Genomic DNA, 26,297 nt, shown 5'->3' on the forward strand with positions numbered 1-26,297 from the left:
AGGGCCATCGGCAGCTCGTAGGCGAAGTACGCGCCGCCGCGGTGGGCAAGGGCCAGGGCAGCGGCCACCGCGTAGCCGACGAGCGTGCGAAGGGCCGCAGTCACCGGCCCCTCCCGGCACGAGGGACGGGGGGACGCCCGGGCGGCCTGCTGGTCGACTACTGCGAGCGGATCGGCGCCGCCGCGGTGCTCAAGGGCCTGCGCAGCGGCACCGACTTCGCCTACGAGCTGCCGATGGCCCTCATGAACCGCCACCTCACGGAACTCGAGACGGTCTTCATCCCGGGCGACCCCGCCTATGAGCACGTCTCCTCCTCGCTCGTGCGCGAGGTGCACGGCCTCGGCGGCGACGTCTCCGGTCTCGTGCCGGACGGCGTCCTCGCCGCGCTCAACGCGCTGCGGGGCTGAGAGCGGGGCCGGCGCGAGGCGGCCCCACCGGCCTCGGGTGCCGTTGCGCACGTGCCCGGCGCTGATTTCGCCCGCGGGACATTCGGCTGTAGACTCTCTCCTTGCGTGTCATCGCTTAGGTGCACTGGAATCGTCCTGAGAACGTCTGCGGAGGTGTGCAGTGAAGAAGGCGTCGGAACTCGTTCTCGACACCCGCAAGCTGGGCCTCGCCGCAACTCCCGGTCGCTGGGAGGATGTCTCTCTGAGCGTCAGAGCACCTGAGGACCTGCGGATCGAGGTGATCGGCGTGCCGGAAGGCTCGCAGATGCAGCTCGACCTCCGGCTTGAGAGCGTCGCGGAGGGCATCTACGTCTCCGGAACCGTGTTCGGCACGGCGAAGGGGCAGGACGTCCGGACGCTCGAGGACGTGGAGATCCCCGTCGAGGTGTCGATCGAGGAGCTCTTCGCCTACGAGGCGGACCCGCAGGACGAGGAAACGTATGTCATGCAAGGTGACATGCTGGACCTCGAGCCCGCCGTCCGAGACGCTGTGGTGATGTCTCTTCCGTTCCGTCCCCTCAAGGACGACGACGAGGGAGAGTTCAGCTACACGCTGGGCGAGGACATCGACCCAGGCGAACCCGAGGACGACCCTCGGTGGGCGGCACTCAAGAGTGTTCTGAACCAAGAGAAGGAGAGCTGATCGTGGCAGTTCCCAAGCGCAAGAAGTCGCGCAGCAACACCCGTCACCGTCGCTCGGCATGGAAGGCAAGCGCTCCGACGCTCGTCAAGACTGTCGAGAACGGCCGCGTCGTGTACTCGCGCCCGCACCAGGCGAAGGTCGTGGAGGATTCCGCCGGCACCCCGCTGTTCCTTGAGTACAAGGGCCGCAAGGTCGCCGACGCCTGATCCGTCAGGTCTGCAGACATGACGGAGCAGGGGTTCTCACACCTCAACGAGCGTCTCGGGGTCAGCATTGACCCCGAGACGCTTCGTCTTGCCTCACGCATCGTTCGTACTCCTTCGAGCACGGCGGGGTGCCCACCAACGAGCGCCTGGAGTTCCTGGGCGACTCGGTGCTGCAGCTCGTCTCCACGGAGTCGCTGTACTTCGACAACCCGGATCTGCCGGAGGGACGACTGGCGAAGATGCGCGCCGCCGTGGTCAACACGCGCGCTCTTGCCGCCGTGGCGCGCCGCTACGACGTCGGCGGAGAGATCCTGCTCGGCAAGGGCGAATCCCTCACCGGCGGGCGGGACAAGGACTCGATCCTCGCGGACACCGTCGAGGCCCTCATCGGTGCCTGCTATGTGAGCTGCGGGCGGGAGGAGGCCTTCGCGCTCGTCCACCGCTTCATCGACCCCATGCTGACCGAGGCGGTGGAGCTCGGCGCGGGCATGGATTACAAGACCACGCTGCAGGAAGCCGCCTCGGACCTGTCGCTCGGCGCGGTCAGCTATCGGATCAGCGGCTCCGGGCCAGACCATGCCCGGGTCTTTACCGCCGTCGCCGTCACCGGCGAGCGCGAGTGGGCCGCGGGCACGGGCACCTCCAAGAAGGCTGCGGAGGCCGCTGCCGCGGAGGCCGCCATGCACGCGATCTCCGCCGCGCACCCCGGCTACACCCGGCGTGCCTGAGCTGCCGGAGGTCGAATCCGTCCGCCGCGGCCTGGAGGACCACATCACGGGCGCGGCGGTCCGCGGCCTCACGGTGCTCGACCGCCGCATCCTCGGCACCACCTCGCAGCGTGCGATCCCTCCCGAGGCCGTGCCCGTGCTTGCCGCGGAGCTGGACGGGGCGGTTCTCGCCGCTCCCATGCGGCGCGGCAAGTTCCTCTGGGTGCCGTTCGCCTCCTCCGCGGCCTCGGCGGGAGGATCCGCGGGCGAGCTGCGTGCGCTCTCCCTGCACCTGGGCATGAGCGGGCAGCTGCGCATCCACACACCGGACGACCCCCTGCACCGCCATACGCGTGCGGTGCTGGACTTGGAGCCGGCGCCCGCAGAAGCAGTCGCAGCCGGTCCGGCCGCGGCGGGTATGCCTGAACTGGGATCCGGTGCAGAGACAGGGCACGCCGCCCGCTCTGCGCCTGCGGAGAGTCCTGCGGCTGGGTTCCAGCTGCGGTTCCTCGACCAGCGGATCTTTGGTCATCTCGGCGCGGATGCGCTCGTGCCCGACGGACCTGATCTGGTGCCTGCCTCGATCGCGCACATCGCCCGCGATCCGCTCGATCCGCACTGGGACGCGGAGGCGGCGGCCCGGCGCATGCAGCGCTCGCGGTCCGCGGTGAAGAGCGTGCTCATGAACCAGACCGTGGTGAGCGGCGTGGGCAACATCTATGCGGACGAGGCCCTCCATCGCGCCGGCGTGCATCCTCTCGCCGTCCCCGCGCGGATGCGCATCTCCCGCCTCCGCCGCGTCCTGGAGGAGGCTCGTGTCGTCATGGGGGAGGCGCTGGAGGCCGGCGGCACCAGCTTCGATGCGCTCTACGTCCACGTGAACGGCGAGTCGGGGTACTTCTCCCGGGCACTGCGCGTCTACGGGCGTACGGGGGAAGAGTGCCTGCAGTGCGCGGGTGCGTCGATCTCCCGCATCGTGGTGGGTGGCCGGAGCACCCACTTCTGCCGCACCTGCCAGTCTCCGCAGCGCTGAGGGCGGGCAAATTTCCCCCACCTTTCGCACCTTTTGACGCTGTGCGCATGCGTGGTCATGCGTACAGCGTCAAAAGGTGCGCACTGTGTGGTGGTAGAGGCCGCCGGGCTGCGCGCATCCGGCTGTGGACCAGCGTCGGGCCGTGCGCACATCCTGCTGTGGGTGCCTGCAGCCGCTGTCCGCAGGATCCGCGCGGGCCTGAAGCCGTGCAACGGGTGGGTGCAGTGTGGTTCTCATGTTCAACACATTCACCTCCCTCGCCGCACGTTCTGAGGGCATTGCGTCCGTGATACTGACCGCTGCACTCCGCTGCTGCGTGGTGAGGCTCAGCAGAGGCATCTACATGATCGCGGTCGGCTGCGAACGTCATGTCGAGCTGCATCGGTTCGTCGACGACTCTGCGTTTCTGGAGCTTCGCGCGGCGCATACAGCCGGCGGCGCTGCACCCGGCAGTGCTGCGGTACACGCCCGTTCGCGGAGGGAGATCCGCCGCGCCGAGCACAGGGCGGTGCTCTCCGTGTACGCCCACCGTGAGGAACCGGATGTCTATGGCGGGATCTCTGCCGCAATGATCCACGGTGTTCCCCTGATCGGCGCAGCTCGTGCCTTCAGAGGGAGCCGCCGCCCGAAACCGCCGCTTCGCTCTGCTTCACCGCTCCCACATGTTCAGGGGAGGGCCTCTTCCCGCGGAAGCCGCACGCTTTCGTCAGGGGGCAGCCGTTCCTCGGCGGCTCCGCACGGTCTCTCGGCAGGACTGCCCGGTCAGGAGGTGCGGGTGGAGATGTGGTCGCCGCGGAGGCCGCACAGCTCGCGGTGGAGAGTGCGGCGCAGCGGTGCTCCGAGCATGCTCGCAGTCACGGTGTGGAACGGGATACCGGTGACCTCGCCGGAACGGACGTGTGCTGATCTTGCCCGATTGGGCACTCTCGCCGACGGAGTGGTGGCGGCGGACTGGTTCCTCAGTGCGGAGTACTGTCCGGATGGTGATGAAGCCGTGCGCGCAATGCGCAGAGAGGTGTACTGGGCCGGGCTCGAAGAGCTGTCCCACAGGCCCGGGGCGGGGCGGGCCCGAGCGGCGCTCGCAGTAGCCACCGGCCTGGCGGAGAGCCCCGCAGAGTCCCTGGCCCTCTACTGTCTCCACCTGTGGGGTGTGACCGAGGTGCGGCAGCAGGTGTCTCTCGTCGATGACGAGGGCCTGGTGGGGCGCGTGGACTTCCTCCTGCGGACGCGGCGCGGGGAGCCGGTGGTCGCAGAGGTCGACGGCGCACTGAAGTACCGGACGGCAGTTGCCGGCGTGCCGGGCGGTGACCGCGGCAATCCGCTCTTCCGGGAGAAGCAGCGGGAGGACCGGATCCGCCGTCTGGGATTCGGGGTGGTGCGTCTCACCTGGAGGGACCTCATACAACCGGAGAGAGCAGGGATGCTGCTGCGGGAGGCCGGGGTCCTGTGACGCAGATCCGCCTCGACGTTTCGCACTCTTTGACGGTGTGCATATGACCACGCGTGTGCACAGGGTTGAAACGTGCGAAACGTTCCGGTGGGACTGCGGCCCCGCCCGCTAGGATCGTAGCCACCATGCATCTCAAGACCCTCACCCTCCGCGGCTTCAAGTCGTTCGCCTCCGCGACGAAGCTGGAGCTCGAACCCGGGATCACGTGTGTGGTGGGCCCCAACGGGTCCGGGAAGTCCAATGTGGTGGACGCTCTGGCATGGGTGATGGGCGAGCAGGGCGCGAAGAACCTGCGCGGCGGGAAGATGGAGGACGTGATCTTCGCCGGCACTGCCAAGCGGCAGGCGCTGGGCCGGGCCGAGGTCGCGCTCACGATCGACAACAGCGACGGTGCCCTGCCCATCGACTACACCGAGGTGACGATCTCCCGCACGCTGTTCCGCTCCGGCGGCAGCGAGTACCGGGTCAACGGCGAACCCGCCCGGCTGCTGGACATCCAGGAGCTCCTCTCCGACTCCGGGCTGGGGAAGGAGATGCACGTCATCGTCGGCCAGGGCCGCCTCGATGCGATCCTCCACGCGGATCCGTTCGAGCGGCGTGGCTTCATCGAGGAGGCCGCCGGCGTCCTCAAGCACCGCAAGCGCAAGGAGAAGGCGCTCCGCAAGCTCTCCGGCCTGCAGACCAACCTCGACCGCGTCTCGGACCTCCGTGCGGAGCTCGCCCGGCAGCTGGGTCCGCTGGGGCGCCAGGCCAGGGCGGCGCGCCGGGCGCAGGTGGTCCAGGCCGTCCTCCGTGATGCCACCGCTCGGCTCCTGGCAGATGACATCGTCCAGGCGCAGGCGCGCGTCACCGCCGCACAGCCGGCCGAGGACCCGGCACAGCGCCGTCGCGTGCTGGAGGAGGAGCTGCGGCAGATCGACGTCCGCATCGCCGAAGCCGAGGAGCGTCGCCGCGAGTTCGACCGCGGGACCGAGGCCGTGCACAGCCGCCGCACCGTCATCGCCGGACAGTACCAGCGTGCGGCCTCGGCGGCTCAGCGTGCGGCGGACCGTGTGCGCCTGCTGCGAAGCGCCGCAGAACAGCAGCGGCCGGCCGGAGAGTCCCCGGAGGCGCTGCGCCAGCGTGCCGAGCACTTCCTCGCCGAGCACGAGGAAGCCGAGCAGGAGGCGCAGTCCCGCCGCGCGGCGCTCGAGGAGCTCACCCGGGAGAAGGAGCGGGTCGAGGCGGAGTTCGCCGCCGCGGAGAGGGCGCTCGGCGAGGAGCGGGCGCGCATCGCCGCCCAGCTGCGCCGCCGGGCCGGGCTCGAATCCGCCGTGGAGGTCGCCCAGCGCAGCCTCGCCCACGCCGAGCAGGCGATCGCGGCGCTGGAGGAGCAGGCGGACGGATCTGCGGAGCGGATCGCCGCCGCGGAGGCCCAGGTCGCTGCGGCGCAGGCGCGGCTCGCGGACTGCGAGGAGGGAGAGGGCGCACTCGACGCCGCGCACGAGGAGGCCGCCGCCGAGGCCGCCAGGCTGGAGGGCGAACGCAGTGCGCTCGCGGAGGAGCGGGCCCGGGTCCGGGCCGCGCGGACGGAGCTGCAGGCGCGGGCGGAGGGGCAGCGGGCGAACAGCAGGCTCACGGCGGATGTCGCGGAGCTGCTGGAGGCCGGGATCCCGGGCCTGCGCGGAGCCCTCTCCGACAGCCTCCGCATCGCGGCCGGGTGCGAGCTCGCCGTGACCGCCGCGCTCGGCACCGTCGCGGGCGCCGTCGTCGCGGCGGACAGGGACAGCGCCCTCGCGGTGCTCGACCATGTGGGCGAGCGCGGACTCGTGGACGTCGTGCACCCTTCGGCCGCCGCCGAGGCGAGCACCGCCGCCGAGGCCGCCGAGGCGAGGATCGCGGCTGAGGTCGCCGATACCGGTGAGGCCCCTGCCGCCCACCAGACCGTTCCCGCCGCCGCTGTCTGCACGCTGCAGCCGGACGAGCAGGTGCCCGCCGGTCTTGCCGTCACCCTGGCGGACGCGCTGGCGCACGTGCGGATCGCCGGTTCCCGGGAGGCGGCGTTGAGCCGTCTGCGGCAGCATCCGGAGGAGACCCTGGTCCTCCTCGACGGTTCCGTGCTCGCCGCGGGGCACGCCGCGCGCGTCGGCTCGTCCGAGGCCGGGCGGATCGCGGCGCGGGCGGCGCTCGAGGAGACCGAGTCGCAGCTGCGGGCGGCGGAGGACCGCCTCCGCGAGCTCGATGCGGAGCTCATCCGCCTGGACGCTCCGCTCGCAGACGCCCGGGCCGCGGAGGAGGCGGCCCTGAGCGCCCTGCACGAATCGGACGCCGGCATCGTCGCGGCGGGGGAGGAGCTCGCCCGGGCGGCGGGCGAGCTCGAACGCCTCAGGGAGGCGTCCGCGAACGCCGCGTCCGGGCTGGCGGATGCCCGCCGGCGCCGGGAGCACGCCGCGCAGGAGCTGGCAGACGCCCGCGGCAGCCTCGAGGCGGACGCCCAGGACGCGGTGCCGGACGAACCGGATTCCACGGCACGCGACGCCCTCGCGGAATCGCGGACCCAGCTGGGTGAACGCAGCGTGGACCTCCGCGTGGGCCTGCGCGCGGCGGACGACCGTGTGGCGTTCCTCCGGGACCGTGCCCGCGCGCTGCACAAGCAGGCCGACCAGGAGGAGAGGGCGCGTCAGCAGGCCGCGCGGGTGGCGGAGGCGCGGAGGCGCCAGGCGGAGTCCTGCGCGCAGATCGAACGGGTGGCCCTCGCCCTGGCGGAGCGGGTGAGCGCCTGGCAGGCCGAGGCCGAGGCCGCGCTCACCGCCCGCGCCGAGGAGCGGGTGCGCCTCGAGTCCGCGGTGAGTGAGCTGCGTGAGGCGCGCAGGGAACTCGATGCGCGCCTCACGGAGGCCACGAGCGCGGAGCACGAGGCACAGCTTGCGCGCGAACGTTTCCAGCTGCAGCTCGACGAGCTCACGCGGCGTGCCGAGGAGGAGACCGGCCTGAGCGCGGAGAACCTCGTGGAGCAGTTCGGGCCGCATCTGCCGGTGCCCGTCCTCGACTCCGGTGAGGACCCGGCGGCGAAGCAGGACGCTCGCAGGCGTCCTCGGGCCGAATCCGGTCCGGAGGCAGAACCAGGTCCGAAGGCCGAACCTGCCCCGGAACCCGATCCGGAGGCCGAATCCGTCCCGGAACCCGAGGACGGCCCGGAGGCGGAGTCCGCCCCGGAGACGCGCCACTACGTCCGGGCGGAGGTGGAGCGGGAGCGGAAGCGGGCGAAGAAGGAGCTGGCGTCCATCGGCCAGGTGAATCCGCTGGCGCTCGAGGAGTTCGCGGCGCTGCAGGAGCGGCACGACTACCTGGAGAAGCAGATCACGGACATCGAGCGGACCCGCGCGGACCTCCTCGGCCTCGTGGCGGAGGTGGACCGGCACGTGCAGGAGGTCTTCGAGGCGGCCTTCACGGACACGCAGCGGGAGTTCGAGGACATCTTCGCCCGCGTGTTCCCCGGCGGCGAGGGCCGCCTGGTGCTCACGGACCCGGACGACATGCTCACCACCGGCGTCGAGGTCACGGCGCGGCCGGCGGGCAAGCGGGTCAAGCGCCTCTCGCTCCTCTCCGGCGGGGAGCGCTCGCTGGTGGCCATCGCGATGCTGGTGGCGATCTTCAAGGCGCGCCCGAGCCCGTTCTACGTCATGGACGAGGTCGAGGCGGCGCTGGACGACGCGAACCTCTCCCGCCTGCTCACGATCTTCCGGGAGCTCCAGGAGTCCAGTCAGCTCATCGTCATCACCCATCAGAAGCGGACGATGGAGGTCGCTGACGCGCTCTACGGCGTCTCCATGCACGGGGACGGAGTCTCGCAGGTCATCTCCCAGCGCCTCGCGAACCCTCCGGCCTCCGAGTCCGCTGAGACTCGTGTCACCTGAGCGCGGACTGAAAGGTCCGTTGATGCGGGTCGATATACACTTGCAGAAGCCGCAGCAGGGGTTCGCCGGCGAGCCCGCCGCACGAGACGCGCACATGCACGCCATGTGAGAGACCGCACCCGAGGAGCCCGCAGAGTATGACCGCCCGCAGTGAGAGAGCCGTCTGCCGATGACGGGGGCCGGCTTCCTCTTCGTGGTGATCGGCCTCGCCGTCTGTGTGGCGATCGGCCTCGTCATCGTCCTCCTCGTCGCCCTGCCGGGGCTGCAGCGCGAGGGGCGCATCCACAGCATGGAGCGCGACCGCTTCCGCCTGCCCTCCCAGTGGACGGGATACGAGGACGAGGTCCACGGCTACTTCGGCGACGACGAGACCGCTGTCCTGGCCACGCGCGAACAGGCTGCGGTCACGGCCATGCGCGAGCACTCCTACGCACTCCGCCCGCAGCCGTGCCGCCACGCCGCACCGGCCCTCCTGACCTTCCGTCCGCGCACCCGGCACTGGCGCGTGCCGGAGACGGGGACGGGACCGCGCACCGCCTTCAGTCTGCTGTTCGGGCGCGGCACCCGCTGACCGGGCCGCCGCGGCGCCGGCCGTGCGGGGCGCAGACGTCCGGGCCGGCGCTGATCGCACCGACCGCATCCGCACAGAGCACACCCGCACATCCCGGCCGCGCCCGCCGCGGCTGACGCATTCAGGAGCGTGAAAAGTGGAACCCACGTACGTCGTGATCGGGCTGGTCGTCCTCCTCCTCGTGGCGGGCGGGCTGCTCCTGCTCGCACCCTCGCGCAGGCGGAAGGACACCGCCCCCGAGGTGAGCCCCGGAGACCGTGCCGCCGGCACCTCCGTGACGGAGCAGGAGGAGCCCGGCGAGGCGCCTGTGGAGGAGGACTCCGCCCCCGTTCTGGAGACTCCCACGGAACCGACCGGACGGCTGGCCCGGCTGCGCGACCGGCTCGCGAAGTCGAACACCAGCCTCGGGCGCGGCCTGCTCGCCCTCCTCTCGCGGGACACGCTGGACGAGGAGACCTGGGAGGAGATCGAGGACCTCCTCATCATGGCGGACCTGGGCGTGGAGCCCACCACGGAGATCGTGGATGCGCTGCGGGAGCGCGTGCGCGTGCTGGGCACCCGCGAGCCCGAGACCGTGCGGCAGCTGCTGCGCGAGGAGCTCATCCGGCTGGTGGATCCCACCATGGACAGGGCCCTCGCGGTCGCGGCCGAGGCTCCGGGGGACAAGCCGCGCGTGGTGCTCGTGGTGGGAGTCAACGGTGCGGGCAAGACGACCACGGTGGGCAAGATCGCCCGCGTGCTGGTCGCGGAGGACCGGACCGTGCTGCTGGGGGCGGCGGACACCTTCCGCGCCGCGGCTGCGGAGCAGCTGAGCACCTGGGGTGCGCGCGTGGGCGTGGAGACGGTGCGCCGGGACGAGGGCACGGACCCCGCCGCGGTGGCGTATTCGGCGGTGGAGCGCGGCGTGCAGGAGGGGACCGACGTGGTGCTCGTCGACACCGCCGGTCGCCTGCAGAACAAGAAGGGGCTCATGGACGAGCTCGGCAAGGTCCGCCGGGTCTCCGCGCGCCCCCTGCCGGAGGGCCGTGACATCGACGAGGTGCTCCTGGTCCTCGACGCGACCACCGGGCAGAACGGCATGCAGCAGGCCAAGGTGTTCTCCGAGGCCGTGCAGATCACCGGCATCGTGCTCACGAAGCTGGACGGCACCGCCAAGGGCGGGATCGTGGTGGCCGTGCAGCGTGAGCTCGGCGTGCCGGTCAAGCTCATCGGGCTGGGCGAGGGCGCTGACGATCTCGCCCCCTTCGACGCGGAGGGGTTCGTCGACGCGATCCTCGCCGGCTGAGGGGTCTGTCACATGCCGTTCACACACCGGCTGCTCCGGTAACACGCCTGTCACAGTCACGAACGTGATCGGAAACACTGCTTCGGAATACTCGGTCCCGGGAGCGACGCTCCCGCGGTCCGCACTCGCGGCGCTGCACACGCCGTTCCCGGTGTGCCGGATCGCAGAGGCAGAACCGAAGGCAGGCGACGATGACGATCGAAGATGTACTCAGTGTGGTGACGCCCTTCTGGGTGGTGGCCGCGACGGCCCTCGTGCTGTTCATGACGCCCGGGGTGGCGTTCTTCTACGGCGGCATGTCCAAGATGAACTCAGCCGTGAACATGATGCTCATGAGCTTCGTGGCGATCGCCACCGCGGCGGTCGTCTGGGTGCTCTGGGGCTACTCGATGATCGGTGGGGAGGGCTTCCTCGAGATGTTCGGGAACCCGTTCGCCCACTTCGGCCTCAGCGGCCTCACGGAGTCCGCCGAGCTCGTGGACGTGGGCTTCGGCTCCACCTTCGCGATCATCACCGTCGCGCTGATCTCCGGTGCGATCGCGGACCGTGCCAAGTTCAGCAGCTGGATCCTCTTCACGGTCCTCTGGGTGACGCTCGTGTACTGCCCCATGGCCTACATGGTGTGGGGCGGGGGACTGCTCTCCGCGGACGGCGCGCTCGGCTCCGTGTTCGGTGAGGCGCTCGACTACGCCGGCGGCACGGTCGTCCACATCAACGCAGGTGTCGCGGCCCTCGTCCTCGTGCTCATCCTCGGCCGCCGCAAGAGCTTCGGCCGCACCCCGGAGCCCCACAAGCCGCACTCCGTGCCCCTCATGATGGTGGGTGCCGCGATCCTCTGGTTCGGCTGGTTCGGCTTCAACGCGGGAGCGGCCACGGAGGTCGCCGAGGTGGGCCTCATCGTCGTCAACACGATCGTCGCCCCGGGTGCGGCGCTCCTGGGCTGGCTCCTGGTGGAAGGGCTCCGGGACAAGCGGGGCACCTCCGTCGGTGCGGTCTCCGGCATCGTCTCAGGTCTCGTCGCCATCACCCCGGCCTGCGCCAACGTCTCACCGCTCGGCGCCGTCGCGATCGGACTCATCGCCGGTGTGCTGGCCTCCCTCGCGGTGGGGCTGAAGTACAGGCTCGGCTACGACGACGCACTCGACGTGGTGGGCGTGCACCTGGTCGCCGGCCTCTGGGGCACCCTCGCGCTCGGCTTCTTCACCCTCCCGACGGAGGAGCTCGCCGGCGGTCTGTTCTACGGCGGAGGCGGGGGACAGATGGTCTCGCAGATCGTCGCAGCGGTCTTCTCCATCCTCTTCACCGCGGTGGTCACCGGCGTCATCGGCTTCGCCATCCACAAGACGATCGGCTTCCGGGTGAGCGCGGAGGTCGAGGAGGCGGGCGTGGACTTCGCCCAGCACAACGAGTTCGCATACTCCCCTGAGCACGCCGCCGCGAACGGCTCGCCTGCCGGTCGCACCGGCGGCGTGGGCGCCGCGAAGAGCTGAGCCGGCAGGCTCGTGCGACGACCAGGACCGGTCTCGGCCCCTCACGGGTGCCGGGGCCGGTCCGTGTGCGAACCGGCCTGTGGGTGGAGCGCGGGACGGGTTGGTACCCTGGTGTGCTGACCCCACGGGGCTGCCCCCGAGAACCCGAGGAGAGCTGTGTTCAACTCACTGTCCGACCGGCTGACGACGACCTTCAAGAACCTGCGCGGCAAGGGCCGCCTGACCGAGGCCGACGTCGACCAGACCATCCGCGAGATCCGCCGTGCTCTCCTGGACGCGGATGTCGCGCTGCCCGTCGTGAAGGCGTTCACCGGGCGGGTGCGCGAGCGCGCTCTCTCCGCCGAGGTCTCGCAGGCGCTCAACCCGGGCCAGCAGGTCGTGAAGATCGTCAACGCGGAGCTCGTCGAGATCCTGGGCGGGCAGACCCGCCGGATCGAGTTCGCCAAGCGCCCGCCCACCGTCATCATGCTCGCGGGTCTCCAGGGCGCGGGCAAGACGACGCTCGCCGGCAAGCTCGCGCACTGGCTGCGGTCCGAGGGCCACCGGCCCATGCTCGTGGCGGCGGACTTGCAGCGGCCCAACGCCGTCAACCAGCTGCAGATCGTCGGTGAGCGGGCCGGTGCCTTCGTCTACGCTCCGGAACCCGGCAACGGCGTGGGCGATCCGGTGCAGGTCGCCACGGACGCCATGGACGTGGCGCGGTCCAAGCTCCACGACGTCGTCATCGTCGACACCGCCGGGCGGCTGGGCATCGACGAGGAGCTCATGCAGCAGGCGCGGGACATCCGCGACGCCGTGAATCCGGACGAGATCCTCTTCGTCATCGACGCGATGATCGGTCAGGACGCCGTCGCCACGGCCCAGGCGTTCGACGAGGGCGTGGACTTCACGGGCGTCGTCCTCTCCAAGCTGGACGGCGACTCCCGCGGCGGCGCGGCGCTGTCCGTCGCGCAGGTCACCGGCAAGCCCATCATGTTCGCCTCCACGGGCGAGGGCATGAAGGACTTCGAGCAGTTCCACCCGGACCGCATGGCCGACCGCATCCTCGACATGGGCGACATCCTCACGCTCATCGAGCAGGCGGAGAAGAACTTCGATCAGAAGGAAGCGGAGAAGCTCGCGAAGAAGGTGGAGTCCGGGGAGGACTTCGACCTCAACGACTTCCTCACGCAGATGGCCGCGCTGAAGAAGATGGGCTCTCTCAAGAAGATGCTCACCATGATGCCGGGCATGAGCCAGTACAAGGAGCAGCTCGAGGCGTTCGACGAGCGCGAGATCGACCGGGTCGAGGCCATCGTGAGGTCGATGACCCCGCACGAGCGCGCCAATCCGCGTCTGCTCAACGGCTCCAGGCGCGCGCGCATCGCCAAGGGCGCCGGCACCACCGTCACCCAGGTGAATCAGCTCATGGAGCGGTTCACGCAGGCGCAGAAGATGATGCGGCAGATGGGCAGGGGCTCAGGCATGCCGGGGATGCCCGGCATGGGCGGACGCGGCGGTCAGGGCGGAGGGATGCCCGGCATGCCGGCGATGCCGAGCATGCCCGGCGGCGGATCCGGGGGCGCGTCCAAGCGCAAGAAGGGCAAGAAGAAGCCCGCAGGCAAGTCCGGCAATCCCGCCAAGCGCGCGCAGGAGGCCAAGGAGGCGCAGCTGCGCAGGGAGGGCAGGCTCCCGGAGAAGCAGGGTGCGGCGTTCGGCGGCATCGACCTCGGCGAGGAGGAGATCGATCTGTCGAAGCTCCCCAAGGGCTTCGGCGGGTTCTGAGCACCGGAAGGGGCGCGGAGAGGCCGGCTCCGGCACGGATGCGCCGCCTCGGCCACCGGTCCCGGTTGCCGACCTCGGTCCCGCCCGGCCCGGTTTCTCCCACGCTCGTTTCTCTGGCATACTTGTGCGCTGTACCCGGGCGCACGAGGACCCCTCTCAGCCTCTGCTCCCGAATACGCGCAGAGCATGCACCCCGCCTGTCCCCACGGGCGGGAGAGTGCTCTCACACCAAGATCAGAAGGGGACACCACACAAGTGGCAGTCAAGATCCGTCTCACCCGCATGGGCAAGATCCGTGCACCCTACTACCGCGTCGTCGTCGCCGACTCCCGCACCCGTCGCGACGGCCGTGCGATCGAGCAGATCGGCAAGTACCACCCGACGGAGGAGCCCTCGGTCGTCGAGATCGACTCCGAGCGCGCGCGGTACTGGCTCTCCGTGGGCGCGCAGCCCACGGATCAGGTCAAGGCGCTGCTCAAGCTCACCGGTGACTGGCAGGCGCACACCGGCGAGGGCGAGGCCGTGAACACGGTCAAGGTCGCCGCGGAGAAGGCGGCCTTCCAGGCCCCGGCCGCGAAGTCCGTGGTCAACGCGAAGCCGGCCAAGGCGGAGGCTCCCGCCGAGGAGGCCGCAGCCGAGGCCGAGGCCTGACATGCTCTCCGATGCGCTCGAGCACCTGGTCCGCGGGATCGTGGACAACCCCGACGACGTGTCCGTGCGCTCCCGTGGCGGGAACCGCGGCACGACGCTCGAGGTGCGGGTGCACCCTGAGGACCTGGGCCGGGTGATCGGCCGCGCCGGTCGTACGGCCAAGGCACTGAGGACCGTGGTCGGCGCGCTCGCCGGCCGTGAGCGGGTGCGCGTCGATCTCGTGGAGGACTGACCTCCTCCCACGCAGAAGGGCCGATGCGGACAGCTGTCCGCACCGGCCCTTCTGCGTGCCCGCCGCCGTCCGGAACGGCACGGCTCTGCGCTGCGGCCCGGCTCCCGCACCTCCTCGTCGGGTCGCCGCGCTGCAGCGGCGGAATGCGGAGGTGCTGTGCTTCGAAGCGGACGGTCCCGGTGGTGCGGTGTGGTGCGGGCCCCGTGACCGTGTGGCGGAAAAGGCGCGCTGCCGCGCAGCCGCAGCGCGCGGAGTGGGAGAGAATGGACGCCGATGCCCGTCGGGGTCCCGGCGGGCGCGGTTCGTGCGGGTCGACGGGAGCAGGAGGAGACATGACCGGGGTGGCGACATCGGATCTGTGGGACGAACGGGGCGAGGACCTCGTCTCCCTCGCGGTGCAGTTCCAGGACGTGGGCGGCCGGGTGCGATTCGAGGGCAGCGTGCGCACCGTGCTGTGCCGGGGCGACAACCAGCTGGTGAAGGAGGCGGCGGCGCGCCCGGGCCACGGCTGCGTGCTGGTGGTCGACGGCGGCGGCGCCCTGGACAGCGCGCTCATGGGCGGGAACATCGCGGCCGCGGCGGCGCGGAACGGATGGGCCGGTGCCGTCATCCACGGCGCCGTACGGGACCGCGCGGAGATCGGCGCGCTGGACTTCGGCGTGAAGGCGATGGGGTCCAACCCGCGCAAGAGCCGCAAGGACGGTGCCGGTGCGGTGGACGTGCCGGTGGAGATCGGCGGGGTGGCGATCACCCCCGGTGCCCACCTCTGGGCGGACGAGGACGGCATCGTCATCGACCCCGCCGCAGCACGAGCGGAGCAGGAAGGAGAAGGAGAGGCATGAGCCAGATCGTCGCCCGTACGGGCAAGCCCCACGGCATCCGCGGGGAGGTCACCGTCGAGGTCCGCACGGACGATCCGGAGGCCCGCTTCGTCCCCGGTGCCGTCTTCACGACGGAGCCGGACATCGGTGAGCTCACGCTCGCCCGCGCGCGCTGGCACCGGGAGCGCCTCATGCTCACCTTCGAGGAGGTGGCGGACAGGACCCGCGCGGAGGAGATCCGCAACACCCTGCTTCACGTCGACGAGGAGGACGCGGCGGCGGAGGACGACGCCTGGCAGGTCGAGGAGCTCGTGGGTCTGGCCGTGCACTACGCGGTGGAGGACGACGCGGACGCCGAGGACGAGGAGATCCCCTACGCCGCCGGAGAGCTGATCGGCCGTGTGACGGATCTGACGGTGGGGGCGGTGCAGGACCTCCTCCACGTCGAGACGACGGCCGGTGCGGAGGTCCTCGTGCCCTTCGTCGAGGAGATCGTGCCCGTGGTGGACCTGGAGGAGGGGCTCGTGCTCCTCACCCCGCCGCCCGGTCTCATCGCCGCCGAGCCGGGGGAGAGCGCCTGATGCGCCTCGACGTCGTCTCGATCTTCCCGGACTACCTCTCCCCGCTGCGGCTGAGCCTCATCGGCCGCGCACAGGAGAAGGGGCTGCTGGACCTGCGGGTGCACGATCTGCGCGACTGGACGCACGACCGCCACCGCACCGTCGACGACACCCCCTACGGCGGGGGCGCCGGCATGGTGATGAAGCCGGAGCCGTGGGGCGAGGCACTGGAGGCGGTCCTCGGCGAGCGCCCCTGCTCTGCCTCGGAACCGGACGCGGCGTCCTCCGACGTCCCGGAGCCTGAGGCCTCCGCAGGTGATGCGCCGGAGGACTGCATGCCCGAGGGGAGCTCGTCTGCTGGGGCCGCGGGCCCCGTCCTCATCGTCCCCAGCCCCGCCGGGGAGGTGTTCACGCAGGCCGTCGCGCGTGAGCTCGCGGCCGAGGACCATCTCGTCTTCGCCTGCGGCCGCTACGAGGGCATCGACCAGCGGGTCATCGACTGGGCGGGCGAGCGGGCGCGGGTGCGCATGATGAGCATCGGCGACTACGTGCTCAACGGCGGCGAGGTCGCGGTGATGGTGATGGTCGAGGCGATCGCACGGCTGCTGCCCGGCGTGATCGGGAATCCGGAGAGCCTGGACGAGGAGAGCCACGAGGACGGCCTGCTCGAGTACCCCGTCTACACCAAACCGGCCGAGTGGCGCGGGCGCGAGGTCCCGCCCGTTCTGCTCAGCGGAGACCACGGCCGGGTGGCGCGCTGGCGCAGGGACGAGCGCCTGCGCCGGACGGCACGGGTGCGTCCGGATCTGCTCGCGGCTCTGCCGGAGGAGGCGCTCGACCGCCGCGACCGGGAGGTGCTGGCGGAGGCGGCAGAGCCCGAGGCCGCAGCCGGGTCCGGAGCTGAGGCCTGGGCGCCGAGTGGAACCGGCGGCACAGGTCTGGCATAATCGATCCTTGCGTTCGCTGGTGTCCCTCTGCCCTGGGGGAACGGACATTCTGCGGTGGACGGCCCTGCCGGGCCCCACCGGGCGGACGAATCCATCACACCCCGCGCCGAGGCGCGGGGCTGAGTCTGAGATCGCATCGCCCCGGGGCGGACGATCAGGAGAAGCACTATGCAGAAGCTCGATTTCCTCGACGCCAAGTCGCTCAAGTCGGACGTGCCGGAGTTCCGCGCCGGTGACACCGTCTCCGTCGACGTCCGCGTCATCGAGGGCAACCGCTCGCGTATCCAGGTGTTCAAGGGCGTCGTCATCCGCCGCCAGGGCAGCGGCGTCCGTGAGACCTTCACGGTCCGCAAGATCAGCTTCGGCGTGGGTGTGGAGCGCACCTTCCCGGTGCACTCGCCCGTCGTCGAGGCCATCACGGTGAACACCCGCGGTGCGGTCCGCCGTGCGAAGCTGTACTACCTGCGCAACCTGCGCGGCAAGGCGGCCCGCATCCGCGAGAAGCGCTGAGTCCCTCCCGGCCCGCACGCCAGGGACAGCTTTGCCGGAACGCGGCACACACGAAGGCGCGACCCGTTCACCCGGGTCGCGCCTTCGTGCGTCCGGTCGTCGCCGGGCGGGGGTGCTCCTCGTCTGCGTGCTCGTCGTCCCACTCGTCCTCGCCGGCGCCGTCCGCGGTCTCGTCGTCCAGCCGTTCACGGTGCCCAGCAGCTCCATGGAGCCCACGCTGTCACCGGGGGACACGATCAGGGCGTGGCGTCCGGACGGCATCCTCAGGACCTATGACCGCGGGGACCTCGTGGTGGTCGACGGCCGGGGCTCCTTCATCGGGGCGCTCCCGCCGTCCGCGGGTGAGCAGCTGGGCGCATGGTTCGGGCTCGGCCCCCGCGACGTGTACTTCGTCAAACGTGTGATCGGCGTGGGCGGGGACACCGTGCAGTGCTGCGACGAGGGCGGCGCCCTCCTCCTCAACGGGGAGGTCCTGCCTGAGCCCTACCTCGCGCGGCCGGTGGACGCCGCTGCCGCGGAACCCGTCCGGGCCTCGGCCCCGGACTTCGCGGTGGAGGTCCCGCCGGGGCGCGTCTGGCTCATGGGCGACAACCGCGACGACTCGTTCGACTCGCGCGATCTCCTCGGCCGGCCCGGTGGAGGGATGGTGCGGGAGGAGCGGATCGTGGGCACCGTCATGGGGGTGCGCTGACGCGCTCTCCGACGAAGCCGCTCGGGCTGCCGGGGGACGGCATGGGCGGGAGCTGAGACCGCAGCGCTCCGGGCACGGATAGACTCGTGCCCCGTGAGCAGCAGTGAGAAGTCGACGAGTTCCTCGACCAGGCCCAAACGATCGGTATGGCGTTCGGTCCGGGAGTTCCTCGTCATCATCGTGGTGGCGCTGCTCGCCTCCTACCTGCTCAAGACCTTCGTGGTCCGCAGCTTCCACATCCCCTCGGCCTCGATGGAGCCCACTCTGCAGGTGGGCGACCGGGTCATGGTCAACCAGCTCTTCTTCAACGACATCGAGCGCGGGGACGTGGTGGTGTTCGACGATCCGGGCGGGTGGCTGCCGCCCGGCCTGGTCGCCCAGTACGAGCCCAATCCGGTGCTCGTGTTCCTCGGCCTGCAGCCCTCCGACGCCGGGAACCAGCTCATCAAGCGGGTGGTGGGCGTGGGCGGCGACACCGTCGAGTGCTGCGACGCCGACGGCCGCGTCCTCGTCAACGGGGAGCCGCTCGAGGAGGACTACATCAATCCGGACACCGCGCCCTCGGACGTGGAGTTCTCCGTCACGGTCCCGGCGGACCACTTCTGGGTGATGGGCGACAACCGCGCCAACTCGCTCGACTCGCGCTACAACGAGCTCTCCGAGGGCGGTGCCTTCGTCCCCGCCTCCGCCGTGGTGGGCGAGGTGTTCGTCCTGAACTGGCCGCTCGACAGGTTCGCCTGGATGGGCGGCGGCGAGCCCGCCTTCGACTCGGTGCCCGCACCGTGACGGCTCGCTCAGGCGCAGTGGCGAAGCCAGGCGCGGCGGCGATCCGATCCGCGGCGGGCATCCGCACGCTGGAGACGGAGGCGGAGTGCGCGGCGGAGGGAGTGCGGGCACTCGTGGGCATGGACGAGGTGGGCCGGGGATCACTGGCCGGTCCGGTGGGCGTGGGAGCGGTGCGCTATGCCGTGGGCTCTGCCCTGAGCGGGCGGGACGAGGGCATCCGGGTGCCGCCTGAGGAGCTCCTCGCGGCGGAGGTCGCGGGCATCCCCGCCGGTCTCCGTGATTCCAAGCAGGTCTCGCCCGGACGCCGAGGCCCGCTCGCCGAGGCGGTCGCGCTCTGGCGGCCGCAGCACGCGGTGGCATACGCCTCGGCTGCGGAGATCGACCGCGTGGGCATCACGATGGCTCTGAACCTCGCCGGGAGGCGTGCCCTTGCCGCTCTCGCGGTCCACGGTCCCGCGGACCTGGTGCTGCTCGACGGCAGCCACGACTGGCTCTCCGCGCCGCTGACCCTCGACGCCGCAGCGGTCTTCGCCGAGGCGGCGGACGTCGAGGTGCCTCCCGTGCGCACCTTCGTCAAGGGCGACGGCAGGATCGCGACCATCGCCGGGGCCAGCATCCTGGCGAAGACGAACCGCGATGCGCGCATGCGTGACCTCGACGCGGAGTTCCCGGGCTACGGCTGGGCCGGGAACGCCGGCTACGGTTCGCAGCAGCACCGCGAGGCGATCCGGGCACTGGGCGTGACGCCGCACCACCGCACCTCGTGGAACCTGGGCGTCTGACGACGGGCCGCGGTGCGGGCCAGGGGCGGCGCGCGGACGCGTGCGAGCGCAGGAACTAGGATGACCGCATGAGTGCTGATGACCTAGAGAACTACGAAGCGGATCAGGAGCTGGCGCTCTACCGGGAGTACCGCGATGTGGTGGGTCTCTTCACCTACGTGGTCGAGACCGACCGCAGGTTCTACCTGGCGAACGCCGTGGACCTCAAAGCGCACGAGGCGGGCACGGACGTCTACTTCGAGCTCACCCTCAAGGACGCATGGGTGTGGGACACGTTCCGCTCCGCCCGCTTCGTCACCAACGTGCACGTCCTCACGTTCAAGGACGTGAACATCGAGGAGCTGGCCAAATCGGACCTCGAGCCTCCCACCGCGCTGCGGCGCTGACATCTGAGCTGCGGCGCTGACCCCTGCGCTCCGCAACTGATCCAGCGGTGCGTCCGCCCGCTGTGCATGCCCGTGCGCCCGAGGGACGCAGATGACGGCCGCGGCACGAGCGTGGGCGACGACGCCGCCGCTCAGCTGCGGCGGCGGTGTCATGACCGGCCCCATGCCGGCGCGGATCCACGGGCTCTCCGCGATGCCCGGGGCAGCGGACGCGACGGGTCCAGTTGAGGGCACACTCCCACTGCCGGCGCACTGCGGCGTGCGCACGCTCGTCCTGTGGACACGGCAGCGCTGTCCACAGTGTCTCGCAGTGTGTTCCGCCGACGGAGGAGAACGGCTGTGATGGCCGCATGTCCAGACAGTCATTGGGAAGAAGAGGCGAGGACCTCGCCGCGGACCACCTCGAGGCCTGCGGGTGGCAGGTGCTCGCCCGCAACTGGCGGTGCGCACACGGGGAGATCGACATCGTCGCGGAGGACCCGGAGGGCCCCACGGTGGTGTTCGTGGAGGTCCGCACCCGCTCGAGTGCGAGAGCAGGGCATCCACTCGAGAGCATAGGCGTGCGCAAGCGACGGACCCTGCGCGCCCTGGCCGGTGCGTGGCTGGCTGCGCAGGTGCAGTGGATCCCGCGGTTCCGCATCGACGTCATCGGCATCGTCTGGCCGCCGGACGAGGTGCCGGAGCTCACCCACGTGCGGAGCCTGTCGTGAGCGCCGCAGAGGTGCAGGCGCAGCCGGGCAGAACCCTCAGGATCGGCCGGACGGAGGCGCTCGCACTGTTCGGTCTCGACGGGACGCCGGTGGTGGTCGAGGCCAGCGCGAACGCCGGCATCCCCGGCATCGACATCGTGGGTCTTCCGGACGCGGCGGTGAGCGAGTCGCGCAAGCGCATCCGGGCCGCCCTGCACAACATGGGCGTGACCATCCAGACGCTGCGCTACACGGTGTCGCTGTCGCCGGGCAGCGTCCGCAAGGTCGGCACGGGCTTCGACCTGGCCATCGCCCTCGCCATCCTGGGTGTGGAGGGCGTGGTGGATCCCGCGCGCACCCGCGGCATCGTGTTCTGCGGTGAGCTGGGGCTGGACGGGCGCGTGCTGCCGCTGCCCGGCGTCCTGCCCACGGTGGTCTCCGGGGTGCGTGCGGGCTTCCGTGAGTTCGTCGTGCCGGCGGGATGCGCGCAGGAGGCGCGTCAGGTGCCGGGCGCGCGGATCCTCCCGGTCGCCAGCCTCGCGGATGCCGCCGTGGGGCTGGGCGCCTCCGGGATCCGCCCGCAGCCGGTGGAGGTGGTGCGGCCCCGTGAGAGCACGCAGGCTCCCAGGCCGCACGTCCACGATCTCGCGGAGGTGCAGGGGCAGGACGACGCCCGGTTCGCGCTCGAGGTGGCCGCGGCCGGCGGACACAACGTGCTGCTGGCCGGGACGCCGGGCGCGGGGAAGACGCTGCTGGCCGGCTGTCTGCCCGGGATCCTGCCGCCGCTGGACGCCGAGGAGGCGGTGGAGGTGATGGCGCTGCGTTCGCTCGCGGGCACGCTCGGCACCCCGGACGCAGGCTCCATGACGCCGCCGTTCGAGACCCCGCACCACCGGACGACGGCCGCGGCGATGCTGGGCAGCTCCCGCCCGGATGCCGTGGGCGTCTTCTCCCGGGCCCACCGCGGCGTGCTGTTCATGGACGAGGCCCCGGAATTCAGCCGGGACGTGCTCGAGGCGCTGCGGGAGCCCCTCGAGTCCGGCTGGTGCCGGATCTCGCGCTCCTGGGGCTCGGTGACGCTGCCGGCGCAGTTCCAGCTCGTGCTCGCGGCCAATCCCTGCCCCTGCGGCGTGGGTACGGGGGAGGGGCCGGACTGCAGGTGCTCCCCGATGGACCGGCGCAGATACCGCGGCAGGCTCTCCGGGCCCCTGCTGGACCGGGTCGACCTCCGGATGGAGATGCTCCCGGTCACTCCCGCGGATGTGCACGCGCCGGTGCCGCGCGAGTCCTCCGCAGAGGTCCGGGCGCGCGTCCTGCAAGCGCGGCAGGTGCAGGCCGAGAGGTACGCGGAGGAGCCCTGGAGCACCAACGCGCGTGCTCCGGGCGCGTGGCTGCGGAAGGCCTTCGCCTTCACGGCGCAGGAGACGCGCATGCTCGACCGGGCGCTCGAGACCGGAGCGCTGTCGATGCGCGGGTTCGACAGGGTGGTGCGCGTCGCCACCACCATCGCGGATCTGCAGGGATCGGCGCGCCCCGGGGCGGACGAGCTGGGGCGGCGCTGCTCATGCGCAGCCAGGAGGGGTGAGAGCGATGACGACGGATGCGGAGCGGGTCGCGGCCGCAGACGTGGTGCGTCTGGCCGAACCCGGCGACGAGGTGCTGGCGGTCCTCGTCCGGGCGGTGGGCTTCGAGGAGGCGCGGGTGCTCGCGCTGAGCCGCACGGCCGCCGACAGACGGCGCGCGGTCGAGGTCGTGGCGGAGGCCGGGGGCGGTGACAGCGAGGAACGGGCGGGGCTGCGGCGGCGCACCCTGGCCGCGCTGGAGCGCTGGGAAGTGCGCGGCGATTCCCTCGACGGTGCCCGTGACCTGCGGGTGATGGCGCGTCTGGGTGGCAGGCTGGTGCTGCCGGGCGAGGAGGAATGGCCGGCGGTCCTGGACGACCTCGGCGCTCAGGCGCCCATGGCGCTCTGGGTGCGCGGACCGCTGTGCCTGGCGGAGGCGCTGTGCGGTGCCGTGGCGGTCGTGGGCGCCCGGGCCGCGGACTCCTACGGCCTCACGCTCACCCGTCGGCTCTGCTGGGATCTCGCCGCGGCGGGCCGCACCCTCGTCTCCGGAGGCGCCTATGGAGTGGACGCGGCCGTGCACCGGACCGCGCTGGGCGCGCAGGGCGCCACGGTGGCCTTCATGGCCGGAGGCGTGGACAACCTCTATCCGCGTGGCAACGCGGCGCTGCTCACGGAGATCGCCGTCAGGGGCGCGCTGGTGTCCGAGACCGCGCCGGGGCAGACGGCGATGCGGCACCGCTTCCTGCTGCGCAACCGACTGATCGCGGCATCCTCGAGGGCGACGGTCGTCACCGCTGCCGGGCACCGTTCGGGAGCGCTCAACACGGCGCACCGGGCCGCCGAGCTGCTGCGGCCGGTGGGCGCGGTGCCGGGGTCCGTCCTCTCCGATCAGTCCGCGGGCTGCCACCGCCTGCTCCAGGAGGGCGCGGCCGTGCTCGTGACGAGCGCCGAGGACGTGCTCGCACTGGCCGGCAGCCTCGGGGAGGCGATCGCACAGGAGGAGCAGGCGGAGCTCCGGCTCACGGACGAGTTCGGGGAGGCGGAGCTGAGGGTGTTCTCCGCGCTGCCGGGGCGACGCGGTGTGGACGTGCCCACGGTTGCGGCGCGAGCGGGTCTCAGCCTGTCCCAGGCGATGTCCGCGCTCGCCTCCCTGGAGCTGCGCGGCCGGGCGGGGAAGTCCGCCCACGGCTGGGCGAAGCGGACGGGCTGAGATCTTCCGGCTGAGCGGGGGACTGCGGATCTCCGGGGGACTGCGGCTGAGCGGAAGACCTCGAGCGTGTGGAGGACCGGGAGTGCGCGACGGACCGGGAGTGCGCGGCGGACCGGGAGTGCGCGGGAGCGAGTGCGAGGACGAGGAGCGCTGCGGAGACGACGGCGAGCCCGGCCCAGCCGGCGATGCTGAGGCGTTCGCCCACGATGAGCACCGCGAGCACGGCCGCCACCGCGGGTTCGACGAGCGTGATCGTGGTGGCCGCACTCGCCGAGATGCGCGTGAGCCCGTAGCCGAACAGGAGGTAGCCCAGGAACATCGGCACCAGCGCCATGTATCCGGCCGTGAGGGCCGCGGGGGCGGAGACGAGCAGCGGGGCGCCGGTGAGCAGGAGGACGGGGAGGAGGAGCGTGCCGCCGAGGCCGAACACCGCCCCCATCGCCGCGGCGCGGCTGACGCCGGTGGACATGAGCCGGTGCGTCACCCAGGAGTAGAGGGCGTAGGAGGCCCCTGCGACGAGCCCCAGCGCCGTGCCGGACAGCGTGGCCCACGGATCTCCCGTCGGCTCGTCGAATGCGGAGACGCACAGCAGGAGGCCGCCGGTGATGCCGAGGCCGGCCGCGAGCAGCCACCACCGGCTCAGCACCTTCCCCTCCACGAGCCTCTCGAGCGCGCCGGAGGCCAGCGGCGCCGAGGCGAGGGAGACCACGGAGCCGATCGCCACGCCGGCGAGGTGCATCGAGCTGTAGAAGGCCAGGGGGTACGCGAAGACCGCGAGTGCGCCCACCAGGACGAGTCCTCTGCGCGGGCGCAGGGCGTCCCGGCTGCGCCGGAGCTCCGGAACGGCGATCGCGGCCTGGAGGATCCCGCCGATCCCCAGCGCTGCGGCACCGATGGCCAAGGGGCCGGCCTCCGGGGCGAAGGTCGCAGCCGTGCCGGTGGTGCCCCAGAGGACGGCGGTGAGCGTGACCGCGAGCACGCCGGGCAGGGAGCTGCGTGTCATCCCCGGTCCGTTCTGGAGGTGGCCATGTCCCCACGGTAGGCAGGATTCCGCTCAGCCACAACATGTCCGAGAGACGTATGTCCGGCAGTCGTGGCGGCACCCGCGCAGACGGGCGGCATCAGTTGAGCGCGATGATCCCCGCGTTGAGCGTCGCTGCGAACAGGAGCCACAGCAGGTACGGGGCGAGCAGGGCGGCGCTCGTCCTCGACCGCCGCGCGGCGAGGGGAATCAGCACTGCCACGCTGATGATGAGCGCGAGGAGCACGCCCATCGCGATCCACCACGCCGTGGCGCCGATCAGCGGGTAGCCGGCGACGAACACCGGTGTCCAGAGCACGTTGAGCGCGAGCTGTGCGACGTAGGCGGTGCGCAGTCCGTGATCCGGCGGCAGCGCACGCGTGCGGCCTGCGCGCCAGAGGAGGAAGCCGGCCAGGGCGATCATCAGGTACAGAAGCGACCACGCCGGGCCGAAGACCCACCCGGGCGGATTCCAGGCGACCTTCTCCGCCTCGGCATACCAGCCGCGGACGTTCGGCACCGTCGCGAGTGAGCCGAGGACGGCGATCGCCGTGACGACGACGAGCAGCCCCACCGCGACGAAGGCCTGGCGGGAGGCCGGAACGCGGGAGGAGTGCGGCTCACGCAGGGTGGAGGGAGGAGGAGTGCTCATGACGGGTTCCGTTCTGCGCGAGGCGTGCCCCGGTCCGTCTGCGGCGCCGGCGGTGCCTCCACCCTGTCACGGGCACTGCGCCCGTGGAAGGGCCCACGATGCCGGCTCACGGGTGCGCAGACGCCTATCCTGGTGCCATGGCCGTCCAGCTGCGCACCGCCGAGTACCTCGACGCGCTCGAGGCGTTCGACACGCACCTGCGGGTGGAGAAGGGGGCGTCCCCGCACACCCGGCGCGCGTATCGAGGGGACGTGGTCTCCCTGCTCGCTGGGCTGGAGGCCGCTGCCGGCGGCGAGGAGGACGGTCTGCCGCTGGGGGAGGTGGAGTCCGGCAACCTGCGCGAATGGGTCCTCGGACTCACACGCGGCGGCGCATCGCCGGCGACAGTGGCTCGTCGCACGGCGGCCGTCCGCCGGTTCTTCGCGTTCTGTCACCGCACGGGCCGCATCCCGGCCGACCCCGCGCTCCGTCTGCGCTCGCCCAAGAAGCCGCGTCGCCTTCCCCGGGTGCTCCAGCAGGACCAGGCGGACGCAGTGCTCAGCACAGCGGCCGAGGCCGCAGGCAGCACGGGCCGCACACGGCCGGACCACACGGCGCCGGACCGCACGGCGCCGGACCGCCTCGCGGCTCCCACGGCACCTGCCGAGGACCGGACCGCGCTGGCAGGGGAGCCCGCCGTTCCTGCAGGGGAACAGACGGCACTGACCGGGGACCGGACGGCTCGAGCGTGCGCACAGCACGGACCGGCGTGCCGGGAACCCGGGGCAGGGGAGCCCGCCGCCCTCCGCGCGCGTGCGGAGGCCCTCAGGGACGCGGCGATCGTGGAGCTGCTCTACGCGACCGGCGTCCGTGTCTCCGAACTCGTCGGCATCGACCGTGCGGATGTCGACGGCACGGCACGTCTGATCACGGTGCGGGGGAAGGGCGGCAAGGTGCGCCGCGTGCCGTTCGGTCTGCCGGCGGAGAAGGCGCTCGCCGCGTGGACGGAGCACGGACGCCCCGTCTTCGTCACGGCCTCCTCTGCTGATGCGCTGTTCCTCGGTGTGCGCGGCGGCCGGATGGATGTCCGGCAGGTGCGGCGGGTGGTGCACCGGGCGACCGCGGCCGTCCCGGGATCTCCGGAGCTCTCCCCGCACGGCATGCGTCACTCCGCCGCCACCCACATGGTGGAGAACGGTGCGGACATCCGGCAGGTGCAGGAGTATTTTTGTTTTTATGAGATGTGGTCCACGGAGATCTACACGCACGTCTCCATGGGCAGACTGGCAGTGGTGTACGGCCGCGCTCATCCCCGGGCATGAGC

27 protein-coding genes are annotated in these 26,297 nt (G+C 71.6%); 25 read left to right on the forward strand and 2 right to left on the reverse strand.

The window, feature by feature from the left end; all coding sequences use genetic code 11:
• The 24 genes from Q0A33_RS01985 to dprA all read left to right on the forward strand — a co-directional run.
• On the forward strand, positions 1–407 hold a 407-nt coding region (locus tag Q0A33_RS01985), incomplete at its 5' end, for a pantetheine-phosphate adenylyltransferase (RefSeq protein WP_291792314.1).
• Between the two features lie 160 nt (positions 408–567).
• The gene (locus tag Q0A33_RS01990) at positions 568–1,089 is read left to right on the forward strand and encodes a DUF177 domain-containing protein (protein WP_291792317.1); all 522 of its coding nucleotides are present in this window, start codon (positions 568–570) and stop codon (positions 1,087–1,089) included.
• Positions 1,090–1,091: 2 nt separating this feature from the next.
• Positions 1,092–1,295, forward strand: coding sequence for a 50S ribosomal protein L32 (gene rpmF / locus Q0A33_RS01995; protein WP_029089958.1), 204 nt, complete (start codon positions 1,092–1,094; stop codon positions 1,293–1,295).
• 128 nt (positions 1,296–1,423) lie between these two features.
• A complete protein-coding gene (rnc, locus tag Q0A33_RS02000; RefSeq protein ID WP_363316524.1) occupies positions 1,424–2,023 on the forward strand; it encodes a ribonuclease III in 600 nt (199 codons plus the stop codon).
• Complete coding sequence (locus Q0A33_RS02005) at positions 2,016–3,035, forward strand: DNA-formamidopyrimidine glycosylase family protein (RefSeq protein WP_291792326.1); 1,020 nt, start codon at positions 2,016–2,018, stop codon at positions 3,033–3,035. Before rnc ends, Q0A33_RS02005 begins: the two co-directional genes overlap by 8 nt.
• Positions 3,036–3,951: 916 nt before the next feature.
• Positions 3,952–4,485: a hypothetical protein gene (locus Q0A33_RS02010; protein WP_291792329.1), complete on the forward strand. Its 534-nt coding sequence runs from the start codon at positions 3,952–3,954 to the stop codon at positions 4,483–4,485.
• Positions 4,486–4,610: 125 nt separating this feature from the next.
• Entirely contained in the window at positions 4,611–8,381 is a 3,771-nt protein-coding gene (locus Q0A33_RS02015; protein ID WP_291792332.1) for an AAA family ATPase, read from the forward strand.
• Between the two features lie 169 nt (positions 8,382–8,550).
• Positions 8,551–8,952, forward strand: coding sequence for a hypothetical protein (locus Q0A33_RS02020; protein WP_291792334.1), 402 nt, complete (start codon positions 8,551–8,553; stop codon positions 8,950–8,952).
• Positions 8,953–9,088: 136 nt separating this feature from the next.
• Entirely contained in the window at positions 9,089–10,237 is a 1,149-nt protein-coding gene (gene ftsY, locus Q0A33_RS02025) for a signal recognition particle-docking protein FtsY (RefSeq protein ID WP_291792336.1), read from the forward strand.
• A 191-nt stretch (positions 10,238–10,428) separates the two neighbouring features.
• Positions 10,429–11,727: an ammonium transporter gene (locus tag Q0A33_RS02030; protein WP_291792338.1), complete on the forward strand. Its 1,299-nt coding sequence runs from the start codon at positions 10,429–10,431 to the stop codon at positions 11,725–11,727.
• A 156-nt stretch (positions 11,728–11,883) separates the two neighbouring features.
• Entirely contained in the window at positions 11,884–13,491 is a 1,608-nt protein-coding gene (ffh, locus tag Q0A33_RS02035) for a signal recognition particle protein (RefSeq protein ID WP_291792340.1), read from the forward strand.
• A 255-nt stretch (positions 13,492–13,746) separates the two neighbouring features.
• The gene (rpsP, locus tag Q0A33_RS02040) at positions 13,747–14,142 is read left to right on the forward strand and encodes a 30S ribosomal protein S16 (protein ID WP_291792342.1); all 396 of its coding nucleotides are present in this window, start codon (positions 13,747–13,749) and stop codon (positions 14,140–14,142) included.
• Position 14,143: 1 nt separating this feature from the next.
• Positions 14,144–14,374, forward strand: coding sequence for an RNA-binding protein (locus Q0A33_RS02045; RefSeq protein WP_291792344.1), 231 nt, complete (start codon positions 14,144–14,146; stop codon positions 14,372–14,374).
• A 332-nt stretch (positions 14,375–14,706) separates the two neighbouring features.
• Positions 14,707–15,216, forward strand: a complete 510-nt coding sequence (rraA, locus tag Q0A33_RS02050; RefSeq protein ID WP_291792346.1) for a ribonuclease E activity regulator RraA — start codon at positions 14,707–14,709, stop codon at positions 15,214–15,216.
• Positions 15,213–15,776, forward strand: a complete 564-nt coding sequence (gene rimM, locus Q0A33_RS02055; RefSeq protein WP_291792348.1) for a ribosome maturation factor RimM — start codon at positions 15,213–15,215, stop codon at positions 15,774–15,776. Before rraA ends, rimM begins: the two co-directional genes overlap by 4 nt.
• On the forward strand, positions 15,776–16,702 hold the full coding sequence (gene trmD, locus Q0A33_RS02060) for a tRNA (guanosine(37)-N1)-methyltransferase TrmD (RefSeq protein ID WP_291792349.1): 927 nt from the start codon (positions 15,776–15,778) through the stop codon (positions 16,700–16,702). Before rimM ends, trmD begins: the two co-directional genes overlap by 1 nt.
• Positions 16,703–16,870: 168 nt before the next feature.
• Positions 16,871–17,212: a 50S ribosomal protein L19 gene (gene rplS, locus Q0A33_RS02065; RefSeq protein WP_291792351.1), complete on the forward strand. Its 342-nt coding sequence runs from the start codon at positions 16,871–16,873 to the stop codon at positions 17,210–17,212.
• Between the two features lie 127 nt (positions 17,213–17,339).
• Positions 17,340–17,903 carry a signal peptidase I gene (lepB, locus tag Q0A33_RS02070; RefSeq protein WP_291792353.1) on the forward strand — a complete coding sequence of 188 codons (564 nt, stop codon included), beginning with the start codon at positions 17,340–17,342 and terminating at the stop codon, positions 17,901–17,903.
• Between the two features lie 93 nt (positions 17,904–17,996).
• A complete protein-coding gene (gene lepB, locus Q0A33_RS02075; RefSeq protein ID WP_291792356.1) occupies positions 17,997–18,689 on the forward strand; it encodes a signal peptidase I in 693 nt (230 codons plus the stop codon).
• 17 nt (positions 18,690–18,706) lie between these two features.
• Positions 18,707–19,471, forward strand: coding sequence for a ribonuclease HII (locus tag Q0A33_RS02080; RefSeq protein ID WP_291792359.1), 765 nt, complete (start codon positions 18,707–18,709; stop codon positions 19,469–19,471).
• Positions 19,472–19,539: 68 nt separating this feature from the next.
• Positions 19,540–19,857 (forward strand): DUF2469 domain-containing protein, encoded by a 318-nt coding sequence (locus Q0A33_RS02085; protein WP_291792362.1) that lies wholly within the window; start codon positions 19,540–19,542, stop codon positions 19,855–19,857.
• Positions 19,858–20,207: 350 nt separating this feature from the next.
• Positions 20,208–20,567 (forward strand): YraN family protein, encoded by a 360-nt coding sequence (locus Q0A33_RS02090; protein ID WP_291792365.1) that lies wholly within the window; start codon positions 20,208–20,210, stop codon positions 20,565–20,567.
• Positions 20,564–22,321 carry a YifB family Mg chelatase-like AAA ATPase gene (locus Q0A33_RS02095; RefSeq protein WP_291792368.1) on the forward strand — a complete coding sequence of 586 codons (1,758 nt, stop codon included), beginning with the start codon at positions 20,564–20,566 and terminating at the stop codon, positions 22,319–22,321. The genes Q0A33_RS02090 and Q0A33_RS02095 overlap by 4 nt, the downstream gene beginning before the upstream one ends.
• A gap of 100 nt (positions 22,322–22,421) precedes the next feature.
• The gene (gene dprA / locus Q0A33_RS02100) at positions 22,422–23,321 is read left to right on the forward strand and encodes a DNA-processing protein DprA (protein WP_291792405.1); all 900 of its coding nucleotides are present in this window, start codon (positions 22,422–22,424) and stop codon (positions 23,319–23,321) included.
• Here the strand turns inward: dprA and Q0A33_RS02105 are convergent.
• Both Q0A33_RS02105 and Q0A33_RS02110 read right to left on the reverse strand, forming a co-directional pair.
• On the reverse strand, positions 23,227–24,324 hold the full coding sequence (locus Q0A33_RS02105) for an EamA family transporter (protein ID WP_291792370.1): 1,098 nt from the start codon (positions 24,322–24,324) through the stop codon (positions 23,227–23,229). The two genes, dprA and Q0A33_RS02105, sit on opposite strands and share 95 nt — an antisense overlap.
• A 118-nt stretch (positions 24,325–24,442) precedes the next feature.
• Positions 24,443–24,994: a TspO/MBR family protein gene (locus tag Q0A33_RS02110; protein ID WP_291792373.1), complete on the reverse strand. Its 552-nt coding sequence runs from the start codon at positions 24,992–24,994 to the stop codon at positions 24,443–24,445.
• 137 nt (positions 24,995–25,131) lie between these two features.
• Between Q0A33_RS02110 and Q0A33_RS02115 the strand changes: the two genes are divergently transcribed.
• Positions 25,132–26,295 (forward strand): tyrosine-type recombinase/integrase, encoded by a 1,164-nt coding sequence (locus Q0A33_RS02115; protein ID WP_291792376.1) that lies wholly within the window; start codon positions 25,132–25,134, stop codon positions 26,293–26,295.
• Positions 26,296–26,297: the final 2 nt, after the last annotated feature.

The sequence above is a fragment of the Brevibacterium sp. genome (genome assembly GCF_022712115.1).
Taxonomy (GTDB): domain Bacteria; phylum Actinomycetota; class Actinomycetes; order Actinomycetales; family Brevibacteriaceae; genus Brevibacterium; species Brevibacterium salitolerans.

Excerpts from the sequence above, each read along its gene's own strand:
- Q0A33_RS02015 (WP_291792332.1), top strand. The coding sequence starts at position 4,611 with ATGCATCTCAAGACCCTCACCCTCCGCGGCTTCAAGTCGTTCGCCTCC.
- rraA (WP_291792346.1), top strand. The coding sequence starts at position 14,707 with ATGACCGGGGTGGCGACATCGGATCTGTGGGACGAACGGGGCGAGGAC.
- trmD (WP_291792349.1), top strand. The coding sequence starts at position 15,776 with ATGCGCCTCGACGTCGTCTCGATCTTCCCGGACTACCTCTCCCCGCTG.
- Q0A33_RS02105 (WP_291792370.1), bottom strand. The coding sequence starts at position 24,324 with ATGACACGCAGCTCCCTGCCCGGCGTGCTCGCGGTCACGCTCACCGCC.
- Q0A33_RS02090 (WP_291792365.1), top strand. The coding sequence starts at position 20,208 with ATGTCCAGACAGTCATTGGGAAGAAGAGGCGAGGACCTCGCCGCGGAC.
- Q0A33_RS02115 (WP_291792376.1), top strand. The coding sequence starts at position 25,132 with ATGGCCGTCCAGCTGCGCACCGCCGAGTACCTCGACGCGCTCGAGGCG.
- Q0A33_RS02030 (WP_291792338.1), top strand. The coding sequence starts at position 10,429 with ATGACGATCGAAGATGTACTCAGTGTGGTGACGCCCTTCTGGGTGGTG.
- rplS (WP_291792351.1), top strand. The coding sequence starts at position 16,871 with ATGCAGAAGCTCGATTTCCTCGACGCCAAGTCGCTCAAGTCGGACGTG.
- Q0A33_RS02085 (WP_291792362.1), top strand. The coding sequence starts at position 19,540 with ATGAGTGCTGATGACCTAGAGAACTACGAAGCGGATCAGGAGCTGGCG.
- dprA (WP_291792405.1), top strand. The coding sequence starts at position 22,422 with ATGGCGCGTCTGGGTGGCAGGCTGGTGCTGCCGGGCGAGGAGGAATGG.
- rimM (WP_291792348.1), top strand. The coding sequence starts at position 15,213 with ATGAGCCAGATCGTCGCCCGTACGGGCAAGCCCCACGGCATCCGCGGG.
- Q0A33_RS02045 (WP_291792344.1), top strand. The coding sequence starts at position 14,144 with ATGCTCTCCGATGCGCTCGAGCACCTGGTCCGCGGGATCGTGGACAAC.
- Q0A33_RS02020 (WP_291792334.1), top strand. The coding sequence starts at position 8,551 with ATGACGGGGGCCGGCTTCCTCTTCGTGGTGATCGGCCTCGCCGTCTGT.
- Q0A33_RS02110 (WP_291792373.1), bottom strand. The coding sequence starts at position 24,994 with ATGAGCACTCCTCCTCCCTCCACCCTGCGTGAGCCGCACTCCTCCCGC.